This window comes from Pseudomonas sp. LAM2023, assembly GCF_016620375.1.
Taxonomy (GTDB): Bacteria; Pseudomonadota; Gammaproteobacteria; order Pseudomonadales; family Pseudomonadaceae; genus Aquipseudomonas; species Aquipseudomonas anuradhapurensis.
The window spans coordinates 1-16224 of the sequence record NZ_JAENHV010000015.1 but is presented as its reverse complement, the minus strand read 5'-3'; the positions used below and the strand labels follow the sequence as shown (position 1 = coordinate 16224).

At 61.7% G+C, this 16224-nt stretch carries 15 protein-coding genes; 12 read left to right on the top strand and 3 right to left on the bottom strand.

Features of this window, described 5'->3' with window-relative positions; translation table 11 throughout:
- Window positions 1–48 precede the first annotated feature (48 nt).
- On the top strand, window positions 49–1221 hold the full coding sequence (locus JKP78_RS05740) for a pyridoxal phosphate-dependent aminotransferase (protein ID WP_170032711.1): 1173 nt from the start codon (window positions 49–51) through the stop codon (window positions 1219–1221).
- Window positions 1221–1934, top strand: a complete 714-nt coding sequence (gene sfsA, locus JKP78_RS05735; protein WP_170032709.1) for a DNA/RNA nuclease SfsA — start codon at window positions 1221–1223, stop codon at window positions 1932–1934. Before JKP78_RS05740 ends, sfsA begins: the two co-directional genes overlap by 1 nt.
- Here the strand turns inward: sfsA and JKP78_RS05730 are convergent.
- A complete protein-coding gene (locus tag JKP78_RS05730; protein WP_200626220.1) occupies window positions 1897–2241 on the bottom strand; it encodes a Rieske (2Fe-2S) protein in 345 nt (114 codons plus the stop codon). The two genes, sfsA and JKP78_RS05730, sit on opposite strands and share 38 nt — an antisense overlap.
- Window positions 2242–2471: 230 nt before the next feature.
- Here JKP78_RS05730 and JKP78_RS05725 point away from each other — a divergent pair, with 230 nt between their 5' ends.
- On the top strand, window positions 2472–3356 hold the full coding sequence (locus tag JKP78_RS05725; protein WP_200626218.1) for a ChaN family lipoprotein: 885 nt from the start codon (window positions 2472–2474) through the stop codon (window positions 3354–3356).
- Window positions 3357–3539: 183 nt separating this feature from the next.
- On the opposite strand, the gene JKP78_RS05720 is transcribed toward JKP78_RS05725, so the two are convergent.
- Window positions 3540–3818, bottom strand: a complete 279-nt coding sequence (locus JKP78_RS05720) for a TfoX/Sxy family protein (RefSeq protein ID WP_170032702.1) — start codon at window positions 3816–3818, stop codon at window positions 3540–3542.
- A gap of 239 nt (window positions 3819–4057) precedes the next feature.
- Window positions 4058–5620, bottom strand: coding sequence for a bifunctional aminoglycoside phosphotransferase/ATP-binding protein (locus JKP78_RS05715; protein ID WP_170032700.1), 1563 nt, complete (start codon window positions 5618–5620; stop codon window positions 4058–4060).
- 114 nt (window positions 5621–5734) lie between these two features.
- On the opposite strand from JKP78_RS05715, the gene mrcB reads away from it, so the two are divergent.
- The 9 genes from mrcB (at window position 5735) to msrQ (ending at window position 15608) form a co-directional block, all read left to right on the top strand.
- Window positions 5735–8056 (top strand): penicillin-binding protein 1B, encoded by a 2322-nt coding sequence (mrcB, locus tag JKP78_RS05710; RefSeq protein ID WP_200626216.1) that lies wholly within the window; start codon window positions 5735–5737, stop codon window positions 8054–8056.
- Between the two features lie 15 nt (window positions 8057–8071).
- The gene (locus JKP78_RS05705) at window positions 8072–8872 is read left to right on the top strand and encodes a tetratricopeptide repeat protein (protein WP_200626214.1); all 801 of its coding nucleotides are present in this window, start codon (window positions 8072–8074) and stop codon (window positions 8870–8872) included.
- Complete coding sequence (locus JKP78_RS05700; RefSeq protein WP_200626212.1) at window positions 8872–9204, top strand: YqcC family protein; 333 nt, start codon at window positions 8872–8874, stop codon at window positions 9202–9204. The genes JKP78_RS05705 and JKP78_RS05700 overlap by 1 nt, the downstream gene beginning before the upstream one ends.
- A gap of 408 nt (window positions 9205–9612) precedes the next feature.
- Window positions 9613–11337: an acetolactate synthase 3 large subunit gene (locus JKP78_RS05695; RefSeq protein WP_170032692.1), complete on the top strand. Its 1725-nt coding sequence runs from the start codon at window positions 9613–9615 to the stop codon at window positions 11335–11337.
- Window position 11338: 1 nt separating this feature from the next.
- On the top strand, window positions 11339–11830 hold the full coding sequence (gene ilvN / locus JKP78_RS05690; RefSeq protein WP_003250040.1) for an acetolactate synthase small subunit: 492 nt from the start codon (window positions 11339–11341) through the stop codon (window positions 11828–11830).
- A gap of 56 nt (window positions 11831–11886) precedes the next feature.
- Window positions 11887–12903: a ketol-acid reductoisomerase gene (gene ilvC, locus JKP78_RS05685; RefSeq protein WP_013974255.1), complete on the top strand. Its 1017-nt coding sequence runs from the start codon at window positions 11887–11889 to the stop codon at window positions 12901–12903.
- 149 nt (window positions 12904–13052) lie between these two features.
- Window positions 13053–13904, top strand: a complete 852-nt coding sequence (gene pssA, locus JKP78_RS05680; protein ID WP_170032690.1) for a CDP-diacylglycerol--serine O-phosphatidyltransferase — start codon at window positions 13053–13055, stop codon at window positions 13902–13904.
- A gap of 79 nt (window positions 13905–13983) precedes the next feature.
- A complete protein-coding gene (gene msrP / locus JKP78_RS05675; protein ID WP_170032688.1) occupies window positions 13984–14997 on the top strand; it encodes a protein-methionine-sulfoxide reductase catalytic subunit MsrP in 1014 nt (337 codons plus the stop codon).
- Window positions 14997–15608 carry a protein-methionine-sulfoxide reductase heme-binding subunit MsrQ gene (msrQ, locus tag JKP78_RS05670; protein WP_186686752.1) on the top strand — a complete coding sequence of 204 codons (612 nt, stop codon included), beginning with the start codon at window positions 14997–14999 and terminating at the stop codon, window positions 15606–15608. Before msrP ends, msrQ begins: the two co-directional genes overlap by 1 nt.
- The last annotated feature ends 616 nt before the right edge of the window (window positions 15609–16224 follow it).

Genomic DNA, 16224 nt, shown 5'->3' with positions numbered 1-16224 from the left:
CGCTCGCAGAGGTAGAATCTCCAGTTTAGACCCTATTGAGAGAAGGTCATGGCCCACCCTTACAGCGCGCGCAGCCGCGCCATCGAACCCTTCCATGTCATGGCGCTGCTGGCCCGGGCCAACGAGCTGCAGGCGGCCGGGCACGACGTGATCCACCTGGAAATCGGCGAGCCGGACTTCACCACCGCTGCGCCGATCGTCGCCGCTGGCCAGGCGGCACTCGCCGCCGGGCACACCCGGTATACCGCCGCTCGCGGCCTGCCGGCGTTGCGCGAAGCGATTGCCGGTTTCTACGGCCAGCGTTATGGCCTGACTGTCGACCCTGAACGCATCCTGATTACCCCGGGTGGCTCCGGGGCACTGCTGCTGGCCAGCAGCTTGCTGGTCGACCCCGGCAAGCACTGGCTGCTGGCCGACCCGGGCTACCCGTGCAACCGCCACTTCCTGCGCCTGGTCGAAGGCGGCGCGCAACTGGTACCGGTCGGCCCGGAGGTCAACTACCAGCTGACCGCCGACCTGGTGCAGCGCCATTGGGACAAGGACACCGTTGGTGCCCTGGTTGCCTCGCCAGCCAACCCCACCGGCACCGTGCTGGGCCGGGACGAGCTGGCCAGCCTGTCCACAGCCACCCGGGAGCGCCACGGCCACCTGGTGGTGGACGAGATCTACCATGGCCTGACCTACGGCATGGACGCGCCCAGTGTGCTGGAAGTGGATGACTCGGCGTTTGTGCTGAATAGTTTTTCCAAGTATTTCGGCATGACCGGTTGGCGCCTCGGCTGGCTGGTAGCGCCGCCCGGCGCCGTGGCAGACCTGGAAAAGCTGGCACAAAACCTGTACATCAGCGCGCCAAGCATGGCCCAGCATGCCGCGCTGGCGTGCTTCCAGCCCGAGACCCTGGCCATTTTCGAAGAGCGCCGCGCCGAGTTCGCCCGCCGTCGCGACTATCTGTTGCCCGCCCTGCGCGAGCTTGGCTTCCGCATTGCCGTCGAACCGCAGGGGGCCTTCTATCTGTATGCCGACATCAGTGCCTTTGGTGGTGATGCGTTCGCCTTTTGCCGGCATTTCCTGGAAACCGAGCACCTGGCCTTTACCCCAGGCCTGGATTTCGGCCGGCACCTGGCCGGCCATCATGTGCGTTTCGCCTATACCCAGAGCCTGCCGCGCCTGGAGCAGGCGGTGCAGCGGATTGCCCGCGGCCTGCGGAGCTGGCAGGGCTGATGCAGTTCTTTCCTCCACTCGAACAGGGTCGCCTGCTGCGCCGCTACAAGCGTTTTCTCGCAGACATCGAACTGGCCAGCGGCGAACAGCTGACCATCCACTGCCCGAATACTGGCTCCATGCTCAACTGCATGCGCGAAGGCGGGCAGGTGTGGTTCAGCCGCTCCAGCGACCCCAAGCGCAAGCTGCCGGGCACCTGGGAAATCAGTGAAACCCCACAGGGGCGGCTGGCCTGCGTGAATACCGGGCGGGCCAACGGGCTGGTCGAAGAAGCCCTGCGTGCCGGGGTGATCGCCGAACTGGCCGGTTTCACCGCGCTCAAGCGTGAAGTGGCCTATGGCGAGGAAGGCAGCCGCATCGACTTTCGCCTGGATTTCGACGGCGCCCCGGCCTATGTCGAAGTCAAGAGCGTGACCCTCGGCTACCCCGACAGCCTGGTTGCGGCGTTCCCTGATGCGGTAACCCAACGCGGTGCCAAGCACCTGCGCGAGCTGGCCAAGCTGGCCCGGCAGGGGGTACGCGCCGTGCAGTTGTATTGTGTGAACCTGACCGGCATCGACGCCGTGCGCCCAGCCGCGGAAATCGATGCAGCCTATAGCCAGGCCCTGCATAGCGCAGTGGCCGACGGTGTGGAAGTGCTGGCCTATGGCACGCGCCTGGACGCCGCAGGTATCGTCATCGATCGCCGTCTGCCGGTGCTGCTTGGCCCTTGAGCCAGATTCCCTGGCTGTCTTCATAGCAGCTCAGGGCCTGCAACTGCTTGCCCTCGCAGGGCCCGGCCACGCATTCGCCGCTTTCGATCAGGAACAGCGCGCCATGATGGGCGCAGTGGATCAGGCTGGCGCTGTCGTCGAGAAATTCATCCTCGGCCCAGTTCAGCGGTATGCCGCGGTGCGGGCACAGGTTGCGGTACAGATGCACCTGGCCCTGGCGACGCACGCCGAACAGTTCGATGCCGTCTACGCTGAAGGCGCGGCTCTGGCCTTCGGCCAGGCCTTGGGAGGTACAAAGGAAATGCATGGCAGGGATGGCCCGTGAAAGCAATGGTAGCCTGACGCACCAAGGCGAGTGATTGTTCAATCGCCCGCATGGGTTGCGCCTGGTTGCCTATGGTGCGCAGTTCCGCCGCCCGCTACAAGGCGCGCGGCCAGCCTGGGGAAGGAAAGCTGAGCGGGTTTGCCCGCGACAGTTGTGCAGCCACAGCGCTGCAGGCAAGTGCATGTGCATGCCAATGAACAAGAGGTACACCCATGCGTCATCCGCTGCTCTCCGGTTTCTTGCTGTGCCTGGTGCTGGCCCTGGGTGGCTGCCAGGCCAGCCTGCCGCCGCTGCCCGCCTGGCAGAGCAGTGAAGGGCGCAGCCATGCCGAACTGGGGCATATCGTCGAGCTTGCCAGCGGCCAGTTGATCAGCCCTGAGCAATTGCTGCAGCGGTTGTCTGCCGCCCCACGGGTGCTGGTTGGTGAAAAGCACGACAACCCCGACCACCATGCGCTGCAACTGTGGCTGTTGCGCGCCCTGCAAGGCCAGCGGACGCAAGGCAGCCTGTTGCTGGAAATGCTGCAGCCCGAGCAACAACCGTTGGTGGACAAGCTTGCCGGGCAACCGGTGCCGGCAGACCTGCCCCGGGCCCTGGCCTGGCAGGACGGTTGGGATTGGCAGTTGTATGGGCCGATCATCACCGAAGCCCTGCGACAACACGTGCCTTTGCTGGCAGCCAACCTTTCAACCGCCGAGATGCGCCAGGCTTATCGGCAGCCGGCTTTGTTGCTCGGTGAGCGTTCCAACGCGCCTGCGGTCCAGGCTGCCCTGCTGGAGCATGTGCGTGCCGGGCATTGCGGGATGCTGCCGGAAAGCCAGTTGCCGGCGATGCTGGCCGTGCAACAGCAGCGTGACCGGCGCATGGCCGAGCGCTTGCTGGCGGCGCCGCAGCCAGCGCTGCTGTTTGCCGGGGCCTATCACGTGCGCAAGGATCTGGGCGTGCCGTTGCACCTGGCTGACCTGGGCGCGCAAGGAGAAAGCACGGTGCTGGTGTTGGCGGAGGTGGGCGACCGGGTCGAGGCGACCGAGGCCGACTATGCCTGGTATACGGCGGCGACACCGGAGCAGGACTATTGCGCGCAGATGCGGCGCTAGCTCAGGTAGAAAACACTGGCCAAAAAAAGACCCGGCAAACTGCCGGGTCAATAACCGTGATTAGCCTGATGAGGAGATAATCTGAGAGTCCGAACCAGGGGCTCTTAGTTTATCCAACCAGTCTCGCGACCAGTTGTGATAATCATAACTATTCTCATTTCGAGGTCAATCCCTTTACCACGATTATTTCGGATTTTTTTGCGGCGGGCATTTTGCGTCCAGCTGCTGGTTGAGCGCTTCTTTGCGTTCTAGCGGCAAATCGTTCCAGTGCATGTCCAGAAGCGCGCCTTCAATGGCATACAGCAGCACCTTCGATGCGCGGAACCCTCGCGTCTTCACGGCCTGGTACGCACCCACCGCGCCCAGTCGTCGCAGATCCGATGCACTGTGGATGCCCGCTGCATGCAGCCACTGCGCAGAGGTCTTGCCAAGGTTCTTCAGATGCTGCAATTCATCGTTCATCGAGCCTCCTTGCGATGGCTGAACGGGTCATGGGGGATAAATCGCGAGCAGGTCAGAGAGGAGTGTAGCGGGGGTTGGGAAATGCGCGGCCTTTTGCCATTGGGTGCGACGAGATGACCCGTGAGGGCCTCTTCGCGGGCTTGCCCGCTCCCACAGGTGCGGCACAGCTTTCAAGGCCTGTGCTGTACCTGTGGGAGCGGGCAAGCCCGCGAAGAGGCCCCCACGGGAAAGCGCTGAACTTACAGCCCAGGCAAGCGCTGACGAACCTGTTCGATCACCTGGTCCATGCTGGCGGCGTCCTGGGTATCGACGCGTTTGCTCTGGGCCAGTTCCTGGGCATCCAGTGGCTCCCGGTTGGCCTGCTGGGCCTTGATCACGTCCAGCGTGGCATCCGATGGATCGTTGCTTTCGGCCTGGCGCTGCTCCAGCCAGCTGGCAATGACCGCGTCCGGTGCATGGCAGTCGAGAATCAGGAACGGCACACCGGTCTGGCTGGCCACATCGGCTGCCGCCTGGCGCTGCTCACGCTTGAGGTAGGTGGCATCCAGCACTACCGGGAAGCCGGCACGCAGCACGGTTGCTGCGACTTCGTGCAGGCGCTGGTATGTCGCGGTACTGGCGTCCTGGGCATAGATGCCACTGCTCAGCTGGCCCGCGTCGGCCTGCTGCTGCTCGCCAAACAGGCGCTTGCGCTCGACGTCCGAACGCACGCGGACGGCGCCCAGGGCCTCGACCATCCGCATGGCCACGTGGCTTTTGCCCACCGCCGAAACGCCATGGGTAATGGCCAGCAGGCGCGACGGGATGGCGCTGTAGCTTTCTGCCAGGTTGGCGTAGTTGCGGTAGGTGCGCAGGGTGGTTGCACGCTGCACGCCATCGGCGTTGGCCGGCATGCTGAACAATGCCACCTTGGCGCGTACCAGCGCGCGGTAGGCCTTGTAGAAGTTGAGCAACTCGAGGCCCTGGTAGTCACCGGTCAGTTCCAGGTACTGGCTGATGAAGCGCCGGGCCAGGCATTTCAGGCCGCGGTCCTCCAGGTCCATGGCCAGGAAAGCGGTGTCGGCGTAGACGTCGGTCAGGCGGAACGGTTCGTTGAACTCGATGCAGTCGAAGATCACCACCTGGCCATCGATCAGGGTGGCATTGCCGAGGTGGATGTCACCGTGGCATTCGCGGATGAAACCGTTGGCCTTGCGCTGTTCCAGCAGGCCATGCAGGCGCTCGAAGCTGCTGCGTGCCCAAGCCGCGAGGGCGTCGAGCTGTTGCAGGTCGGCCTTGTCGCTGAGGAACGGGCGAATCTGCTCGAAGTTCTGTTCCACCGGCGCCATCACGCTTTCTGGCGTGCCCAGGGGGTGCTCTACCGGCACGCGGGGCGCCTGCAGGTGGAACTCGGCGATCTGCCGGGCCATCTGGTCGATGTGCGCGGCGTTCAGTTCGCCATTGGCCTGCAAGGTGTTGAGCATCTGCCCCTGGGGGAACTGGCGCATCTTCAGCACGTACTCGATGGCTTCGCCTTCACCACCGATCTGCGGCGCCTCGACGCTGCCGGTAATTGGCAACACTTCCAGGTACAGGCCGTCGGTCAGGCGCTGGTTCAGGCGCAATTCTTCGTTACAGAAATGCCGGCGCTGGTCCAGGCTGGTGAAATCGAGGAAGCCGAAGTTCATCGGCTTCTTGATCTTGTAGGCATACTCGCCGGTGAGCAGAACCCAGGAGATATGCGTCTCGATCAGCTGGAACCCCTCCACGGGGTGAGGGTACAGGGCAGGGTTCTGCAGCGCGGTGATAAGGGCTTGGCTCACGGGAAATCCTTCCGGGGCAGGGAATTCGAATGCGCCATTATGGTCAATGGTGCCGCCCCTGCCTACCGCCGGGCCGTCTGCCCAGCCTTTATAAAGTGCGTATAATCCGCCGCCATGACTCGAACCCGAAATCCCCGTACCCCTCAGAAACGCCCGACCGGCCGCTCTCGCGCCTGGCTGGGCTGGGCCTTGAAGCTCAGCCTGGTCGGCCTGGTGATCGTTGCCGGCTTCGCGGTTTACCTCGATGCCGTTGTCCAGGAAAAGTTTTCTGGCAAGCGCTGGACCATCCCGGCCAAGGTGTATGCCCGGCCGCTGGAGCTGTTCACCGGGCAGAAGCTGAGCAAGGACGACTTCCTCACCGAGCTGGATGCGCTCGGCTATCGGCGTGAAAGCGCAGTCAACGGCCCCGGTGCGGCATCGGTCAATGGCAATACGGTCGATCTCAACACCCGGGGCTTCCAGTTCTACGAGGGCATGGAGCCGGCACAGTTCGTGCGGGTGCGCTTCTCGGGCGACTACGTGGCGGGACTTTCCGGGGCCAACGGCAAGGCGCTCGATGTGGTGCGCCTGGAGCCGCTGATGATCGGCGGCATCTACCCGAAAAACCTCGAAGACCGCATCCTGATCAAGATCGACCAGGTGCCCAAGTACCTGCTCGAAACCCTGGTGGCTACCGAAGACCGTGATTTCTACAGCCACTTCGGCGTATCGCCCAAGTCCATCGCCCGCGCCGTGTGGGTCAACACCTCGGCCGGCTCGATGCGTCAGGGTGGCAGTACCCTGACCCAGCAGCTGGTGAAGAACTTCTACCTCACCAGCGAGCGCAGCCTCAGCCGCAAGCTGACCGAGGCCATGATGGCCGTGCTGCTGGAGCTGCACTACGACAAGCGCGAGATCCTCGAGGCCTACCTCAACGAAGTGTTCGTCGGCCAGGACGGCCAGCGTGCGGTGCACGGCTTCGGCCTGGCCAGCCAGTTCTTCTTCAGCCAGCCGCTGTCGGAGCTGAAACTGCACCAGATCGCCTTGCTGGTGGGCATGGTCAAAGGCCCGTCCTACTACAACCCGCGACGCTACCCCGACCGCGCCCTCGCGCGCCGCAACCTGGTGCTCGACCTGGTGGCCGAACAGGGTGTGGCCAGCCAGGCCGAAGTGGATGCAGCGAAGAAGATGCCGCTGGGCGTGACCAAGCGCGGCAGCCTGGCTGACAGCTCGTTCCCGGCATTCCTCGACCTGGTCAAGCGTCAGCTGCGCCAGGACTACCGCGATGAAGACTTGACCGAAGAAGGCCTGCGCATCTTCACCAGTTTCGACCCGATCCTGCAGATGAAGGCCGAAGCCTCGATGAGCGAGACCTTCAAGCGCCTGGCAGGTCGCAAGGGGGCTGACGAGGTCGAGTCGGCGATGGTCGTGACCAACCCGGAAACCGGTGAAGTGCAGGCGCTGATCGGCAGCCGCCAGGCCGGTTTCGCTGGCTTCAACCGCGCCATCGATGCGGTGCGCCCGATCGGCTCGCTGGTCAAGCCGGCGGTTTACCTGACCGCGCTGGAGCAACCGACCAAGTACACCCTGACCAGCTGGGTGCAGGACGAGCCGTTCTCGGTCAAAGGCGCCGACGGCCAGGTCTGGCGGCCGCAGAACTACGACCGCCGCCCGCACGGCACCATCTACCTGTACCAGGGGCTGGCCAACTCCTACAACCTGTCGACCGCCAAGATCGGCCTGGAAGTCGGCGTGCCCAACGTGATCAAGACCATTGGCCGGTTGGGCGTGAACGTTGACTGGCCAGCCTTCCCGGCCATGCTGCTGGGTGCCGGCGGCATGTCGCCGATGCAGGTTGCGACCATGTACCAGACTATCGCCAACGGCGGCTTCAATACGCCGATGCGCGGTATCCGCAGCGTGCTCACCGCCGAGGGCGAGCCGCTCAAGCGCTATCCGTTCCAGATCCAGCAAACCTTCGACCCGGGTGCCATCTACCTGGTGCAGAACGCCATGCAGCGGGTAATGCGCGAAGGTACCGGCCGCTCGGTATACAACACCCTGCCGCGCACGCTGACCCTGGCGGGCAAGACCGGTACCAGCAACGACTCGCGTGACAGCTGGTTCTCCGGTTTCAGCCAGGACCTGCTGGCCGTGGTGTGGATGGGCCGAGACGACAACGGCAAGACGCCGTTTACCGGCGCGACCGGTGCCCTGCAGGTGTGGACCAGCTTCATGAAGAAGGCCGACCCGCTGCCGTTGGACATGCCGCAACCGGATAACGTGGTACAGGCGTGGATTGACCCCTACAGTGGCCATGGGTCTGATGGCAGCTGTCCGGGAGCGGTGCAGATGCCGTATATTCGCGGGAGTGAACCGCCCGCCGGTGCGACCTGTGGCGGCGAGCAGGATCCGGTTGAATCGGTCATGGACTGGGTCAAGGGCTGGATGAATTAAGCACAGGCTGCATTGATGAGGTGTGACGTGAACAAGTGGCTGTTTCCTGCCGTGACGGCGCTGGCTGTGCTCCAGGGGTGTGCCAGTGTGCCGCGCGGCAATATTCCGGTGGTCGACTCGAGCACCCGTGTGTCCAATAGCGAGCGCATGACGGCCAAGCGCACGACGGCTGGCTACAACGCGGGCACTGCACAGGCGCAAACGCTGCCCGAGGACTCCGGCGTCACCGTGATGATCCCGCAGGGTGCGGGTGCCTCCGGCATCCAGACATTCCCGGCCAACGGCTCGGCACCGATCAGCACCTCGCCGATCACGCCGGGGCCGATCACAACCGGCCCGGTCAGTTCGGCACCGATGACCACCAATCCAAACCCGATCGCCGACGAACCGTTCGATATCGCTGCGATGAACAGCACTTCGCAAAGCACCAGCGCCCCAACCGGTATCCCGCGTAGCGGTGCCGCTGCAGGCGGGCTGTCGGCAGATGAGCAGCTGGACGGTCCGGTACTGGCGTTGCTGACCACTGCGCAGTCGCAACAGGGCAGTGGTGACTTCAACGGCGCTGCTTCCAGCCTGGAGCGTGCCCAGCGCATTGCCCCGCGCGAGCCGCAGGTGCTGTACCGTCTGGCCCAGGTGCGCCTGTCGCAAGGTGATGCGCCGCAGGCCGAGCAGCTGGCGCGTCGCGCCCTTACCTATGCCAATGGCCGCCCGAGCCTGCAGGCGGAGCTGTGGAACACCATCGCCCAGGCCCGCGAAAAGCAGGGTGATAGCGCTGGTGCTGCGCTGGCCCGGCAAAAGGCTCGGGTCAACTTGTGATGATCGAGCAACGCATTCTGGATATTGCCGACCACCTGATGCTGATCGAGCGTGAGTTGCAGGTACAGGGCTGGTGGGATGCCGAGGCGCCAAGCGACGAGGCACTGGCCAGCACCGTGCCGTTCGCCGTCGATACCCTCAGCTTCGAGCAATGGCTGCAATGGGTCTTTCTGCCGCGCATGAAGATCATCATCGAACTGGGCCACCCGCTGCCCAGTGCCTCGGGCATCCTGGTCATGGCCGAAACCGTATTTACCGACCGCCCGGAACAAAGCCGCGAGCTTCGCCGCCTGTTGGCAGCTTTCGATCAATTGATTGCTCCTTCCGCCTGATTTCTTCAGTTTTTCCTTCAAGGGCCGCAGATTGTGGCCCTTTTTTATGGAAATCTTATTAATTCTGCTGCTGAAGCGATTTTTAGTGGTGGCAGGAATTCATCTTGGCGAAAAATTGGCAATAATTTTTCTTGACTTGTTGGCGCCGAATCAGAAGAATCCAATCTCCGCTGTAGAGGGACTGCCAGAAGCAGACCCGCTAAGCAGATCATGAGGCGCACACCCGCGCCGACCTGTTACACCCCGCAACGCGTTACCTCGCGCTGGGTGGGAAAACCCCGCAACACTCTGGGGCGCTCCCAATACTTGCTCAGTCAGTGCTGACGTTCGCTCATGCTCTGCTTGGCAGTAAACCTATTAAGACCCGTCCAGTGAGGGCGGTATTCTGGCGTTTTAGAGGTGAACAACGTGGAGCTTTTATCTGGCGCTGAGATGGTCGTCCGCTTCTTGCGTGACGAAGGCGTTAAGCACATCTACGGGTACCCTGGTGGTGCTCTCCTGCATGTTTACGACGCGCTGTTCAAGGAACCGGAAGTCGAGCACATCCTGGTTCGTCATGAGCAGGCGGCTACCCATATGGCGGACGGCTACGCCCGTGCCACCGGCAAGGCCGGCGTGGTACTGGTAACTTCCGGGCCTGGTGCGACCAATGCCATTACCGGTATTGCCACTGCCTACATGGACTCGATCCCGATGGTCATCCTGTCTGGCCAGGTGCCTAGCACCATGGTCGGTACCGATGCCTTCCAGGAAACCGACATGATCGGTATTTCGCGGCCGATCGTGAAGCACAGCTTCATGATCAAACATGCCAGCGAAATCCCGGAAGTTCTGAAAAAAGCATTCTACCTGGCGCAATCCGGTCGCCCAGGTCCGGTCGTGGTCGACATTCCAAAAGACATGACCAACCCGGCCGAGAAGTTCGAATACGTCTACCCGAAAAAGGTCAAGCTGCGTTCCTACAGCCCGGCCGTTCGTGGCCATTCCGGGCAGATCCGCAAGGCTGCGGAGATGCTGCTGGCGGCCAAGCGCCCGGTGGTGTACTCCGGTGGCGGCGTGATTCTCGGCGGTGGCTCCGAGGCCCTGACCGAAATCGCCAAGTCGCTGAACCTGCCGGTCACCAATACCCTGATGGGCCTCGGTGGCTTCCCGGGTACTGATCGCCAGTTCCTCGGCATGCTCGGCATGCACGGCAGCTTCACTGCCAACATGGCCATGCACCATGCCGACGTCATCTTTGCCGTCGGCGCCCGCTTCGACGACCGTGTGGTGAACGGCCCGGCCAAGTTCTGCCCGAACGCCAAGATCATTCACATCGACATCGACCCGGCGTCGATCTCCAAGATGATCAAGGCCGACGTGCCGATCGTCGGCCCGGTCGACAGCGTCCTCAGCGAGATGCTCGGCATCCTCAAGGAAATCGGCGAGCAGCCTGACAAGGCGGCGCTGGATGCCTGGTGGAAGCAGATCGATGAATGGCGTGGCAATGGCGAGCTGTTCCCCTACGACAAGGGCGACGGCAACGTCATCAAGCCGCAGAAGGTCATCGAGACCCTGTGCGAAGTGACCCATGGCGACGCCTTCGTCACTTCCGACGTTGGCCAGCACCAGATGTTCGCGGCGCAGTACTACCGTTTCAACAAGCCGAACCGCTGGATCAACTCCGGTGGCCTGGGCACGATGGGCTTCGGCTTCCCGGCGGCGATGGGCGTCAAGCTCAACTTCCCCGACCAGGACGTGGCCTGCGTGACTGGCGAAGGCAGCATCCAGATGAACATCCAGGAGCTGTCCACCTGCATGCAGTACGGCCTGCCGGTGAAGATCGTCAACCTGAACAACGGTGTGCTGGGCATGGTCCGCCAGTGGCAGGACATGTCCTACAACGGTCGTCACTCGCATTCGTATGTCGAGTCGCTGCCTGACTTCATCAAGCTGGCCGAGGCCTATGGCCATGTGGGTATCCGCATCACCAGCCTGAAGGACCTCAAGCCGAAGCTGGAAGAAGCGTTTGCGATGAAAGACCGCCTGGTATTCATCGACATCGCGGTTGACCGCAGCGAGCACGTCTATCCGATGCAGATCAAGGATGGCTCGATGCGTGACATGTGGCTGAGCAAGACGGAGCGTACCTGATATGCGGCACATCATTTCCCTGCTGCTGGAAAACGAACCAGGTGCGTTGTCCCGTGTGGTCGGCCTGTTCTCCCAGCGTAACTACAACATTGAAAGCCTGACCGTGGCGCCGACCGAAGACCCGACCCTGTCGCGTCTGACGCTGACTACCGTTGGCCATGACGAAGTGATCGAGCAGATCACCAAGAACCTGAACAAGCTGGTCGAAGTGGTCAAGCTTGTCGACCTGTCGGAAAGCGCTCACATCGAGCGTGAACTGATGCTGGTCAAGGTCAAGGCTACCGGTGCCCAGCGCGCCGAGATCAAGCGCACCACGGACATCTTCCGTGGCCAGATCGTCGACGTCACCGCCAGCGTGTACACCGTGCAGCTGAGCGGCACCAGCGACAAACTGGACAGCTTCATCCAGGCGATCGGCACTGCATCGATTCTCGAAACCGTGCGCAGCGGCGTTACCGGCATTGCCCGTGGCGACAAAGTGCTCAGCATCTGAATTCCACAAATTAGCGATGGCTCCGCAGGGGCCGAGATATAACCAGGGGTATTTTCATGAAAGTTTTCTACGATAAAGACTGCGACCTTTCCATCATCCAGGGTAAGAAAGTCGCCATCATCGGTTACGGTTCCCAGGGCCACGCTCAGGCGTGCAACCTGAAGGACTCCGGTGTAGATGTCACCATCGGTCTGCGTAAAGGTTCGGCCACCGTTGCCAAGGCAGAAGCCCACGGCCTGAAAGTGACCGACGTTGCCTCCGCCGTCGCTGCTGCCGACCTGGTCATGATCCTGACCCCGGACGAATTCCAGGGCCAGCTGTACAAGCAGGAAATCGAGCCGAACATCAAGAAGGGCGCTACCCTGGCCTTCTCCCACGGCTTCTCGATCCACTACAACCAGGTGGTTCCGCGTGCCGACCTCGACGTGATCATGATCGCGCCGAAAGCCCCTGGCCACACCGTTCGCTCCGAGTTCGTCAAAGGCGGTGGCATCCCTGACCTGATCGCTATCTACCAGGACGCTTCGGGCAACGCCAAGAACGTCGCCCTGTCCTACGCCTCGGGCGTGGGTGGCGGCCGTACCGGCATCATCGAAACCACCTTCAAGGACGAGACCGAAACCGACCTGTTCGGCGAGCAGGCTGTTCTGTGCGGTGGTACCGTCGAGCTGGTCAAAGCCGGTTTCGAAACCCTGGTCGAAGCTGGCTACGCGCCGGAAATGGCCTACTTCGAGTGCCTGCACGAGCTGAAGCTGATCGTTGACCTCATGTACGAAGGCGGCATCGCCAACATGAACTACTCGATCTCCAACAACGCCGAGTACGGTGAGTACGTTACCGGTCCGGAGGTCATCAACGAAGAATCCCGCAAGGCCATGCGCAACGCCCTGAAGCGCATCCAGGACGGCGAGTACGCGAAGATGTTCATCTCCGAAGGTGCTACCAACTACCCATCGATGACCGCCAAGCGCCGCAACAACGCCGCTCACGGCATCGAAATCATCGGCGAGCAGCTGCGTTCGATGATGCCGTGGATCTCGGCCAACAAAATCGTCGACAAGACCAAGAACTAAGTCTGTCGAAAGATGAAAAACGCGGCTTCGGCCGCGTTTTTTCGTTCTGGCAGCCGGCTTCTGGTATAAAGCAGACCAGTGGCTTGCTGTTAGAACCTGTCTTGCGGGCCCGTGTCGAACATTTTCCATCCTGTTGCAAGGTACCCTCCATGAGCGAACGTCCCGAAGAGCCGAACAAGCCCTCCGACGCCGAAAGCCTGCTACCTGTCGATGAGCACGTTGAAGAAGGGCATGATGCCGAAGGGCGCAAGGTGCGCCACCGTGGCATCTATCTGCTGCCCAACCTGTTTACCACCGCCAACCTGTTTGCCGGTTTCTACTCCATCATCAGCTCGATGAGCGCGCAGAGCGCCCTGAGTGCCGGTGACCCGCGCGAGGCGAGCAAGTACTTCGCCTTCGCTGCCATCGCCATCTTCGTGGCCATGGTGCTCGATGGCCTTGATGGCCGTGTCGCGCGCATGACCAATACCCAGAGCGCCTTCGGTGCCGAGTACGATTCGCTGTCGGACATGGTCGCCTTTGGTGTGGCCCCGGCCTTGCTGGCCTTCGGCTGGGCGCTGGGCGACATGGGCAAGGTCGGCTGGATGGTCGCCTTCATCTATGTGGCCGGTGCGGCGTTGCGCCTGGCACGTTTCAATACCCAGGTCGGTACAGCCGACAAGCGCTATTTCATCGGCCTGGCCAGCCCGGCCGCTGCGGGCGTGGTGGCGGGTACCGTATGGGCGTTCAGCGACTACGGCATCCAGGGTTCCAAGCTGTCGTTCCTGGTGGCGCTGCTGGTGGCTGCTGCCGGCATGCTGATGGTCAGCAACATCAAGTACAACAGCTTCAAGGAGCTGGACCTCAAGGGCCGCGTGCCGTTTGTAGCGATCCTGGCCGTGGTGCTGGTATTTGCCGTGGTGTTCAGCGACCCGCCGCGCATCCTGCTGCTGATCTTCCTTGCCTATGCGGCTTCGGGGCCGATCCAGTTCCTGCTGAAGGGGCGTCGGCGTAAAGCCTGACAGCCCGTTAATGTTGGAATAACCCTCCGGCTCCATAGTCTTACTGGTACATCCGCTATCCAGTGCTATGGAGCCGCCCATGCTCATCAAGCTATCCAGGTCTTCCGAATGCAAGGCATCGGAGATCACCGCAGAAAGCCTCTATCTTTCCCGGCGCGCCCTGATGGGCGGTTCCCTGGCGGCTCTGGCCCTGGGGGCGCTGCCGGGCCGGGTGGGCGCGGCTGAGGTTTCGCGTTATGCCGACGTACAGGCCGGGCGTGCGCCGGCCTGGTTTGCCGACAAGCTTGCGGCCACGCAGTGGCAGGCGGTAACGGTCAAGAACGAGGCGATCACGCCGTTCAAGGATGCGACCCATTACAACAACTTCTATGAGTTCGGGCCAGACAAGGGCGACCCGGCGGCCAATGGCGACAGCCTGAAAACCGAACCGTGGAGCGTCGTGGTCGATGGCGAAGTGGGTAAGCCTGGGCGCTATGCGCTGGAAGACTTCGTCAAACCGTACCAGCTTGAGGAGCGCATTTACCGGCTGCGTTGCGTAGAGGCATGGTCGATGGTCATTCCATGGCTGGGCTTTCCATTGGCGCAGGTACTCAAGCAGGTCGAGCCGACTTCCAGGGCTCGCTATGTTCGCTTCGAGACCTTGAAGGATCCGGAGCACATGCCCGGGCAGCGTTCGGGTTTCGCCTTGATCGACTGGCCCTACAGGGAAGGCTTGCGCCTGGATGAGGCGATGCACCCCTTGGCGATCCTGGCGGTGGGCATGTATGGCCGCGAACTGCCCAACCAGAATGGTGCGCCGTTGCGCCTGGTAGTACCGTGGAAGTACGGTTTCAAGAGTATCAAGTCGATCGTGCGTATCAGCCTGGTGGCCGAGCAGCCTGGTACTACCTGGCAAGGCCTGGCGCCGGACGAGTATGGCTTTTATGCCAATGTGAACCCGACGGTCGACCATCCACGATGGAGCCAGGCGCGTGAGCGGCGGCTGCCCAGCGGGCTGTTCAGCCCCAATGTGCGGGAAACCCAGATGTTCAATGGCTATGCCGATGAAGTGGCATCGCTGTATACCGGGCTCGACCTGCGGAAGAACTATTGATGCGTTACCCCTGGTTTCGTCTGGGCATCTTCATCGTGGGGTGCCTGTTCCCGGCGTGGTGGCTGTATGAGGCTGCGCTGAATCTGCTGGGGCCGGACCCTGGCAAGATCCTGATGGACCGCCTCGGGCTTGGGGCGCTGACCTTCCTCCTGGTCACCTTGGGCATGACGCCGCTGCAGAAGCTGACGGGTTGGCCGGGTTGGGTCGTGGTGCGCCGGCAGCTGGGGTTGTGGGTGTTTGCCTATATCGTGCTGCATATCCTGGCGTATCTGTTCTTTATCCTCGGGCTGGATTGGGGGCAGTTGGCGGTGGAGTTGCGCAAGCGGCCTTACATTATTGTGGGTGCGCTGGGTTTCCTTGGGTTGCTGGCCTTGGCGGTTACTTCGAACAGGTATAGCCAGCGGCGAATGGGGGCACGATGGAAGAAGCTGCACAGGTTGGTGTATGGCGTGCTTGGGTTGGGGTTGCTGCATTTCTTGTGGATCGTGCGCTCCGATCTGCGGGAGTGGGCGATCTATGCGTTCATCGGCGGCTTGTTGATGGTGTTGCGGATTCCGCCTGTTTCACGGGTGCTTCCGAAGATTGCCAGGCGGCAGGGGAGGGCAGTCTGAGGGTCGTGGCTTGCAGGCGCTGAAGATGTTGTGGTGAGCACCTGGTGGCTTTGCTAGGGTCTTCGCCTGGAATACTTCAGATTAATGAAATTAAAGGTTGACGCGGTTTCGAATGCCCTTATAATGCGCCCCACTTCCAGCGACATCGGAACGAAAAACTCCTTGTTCATCAATGAGTTAAGTAGTGATGAAGAAGCTGAAAGGGCTACGATCGAATGATCGGCAGCGGTCGAGATGAAGGTTGACAGCGTTTCAAAACGCTGTATGATTCGCCTCCCGCTACGAGAGATCGCAGCGAGTCAAGTGTTTGAAGCTAAACGAGTTTCTCGCAAAAAACTTCAAAATAAACGCTTGACAGCAAATGAGGAAAGCGTAGAATGCGCGCCTCGGTTGAGACGAAGCGCTCTTAACCAAACGCTCTTTAACAAATCGAATCAAGCAATTCGTGTGGGTGCTTGTGAGTACGGACTGATAGTCACAAAGATTATCAGCATCACAAGTGGCCATGCGAGAAATCACATAGTCATTTGAGATTGCTGAGCCAAGTTTAGGGTTTCTTAAAAACCCAAGCAGTATTGAACTGAAGAGTTTGATCATGGCTCAGATTGAACGCTGG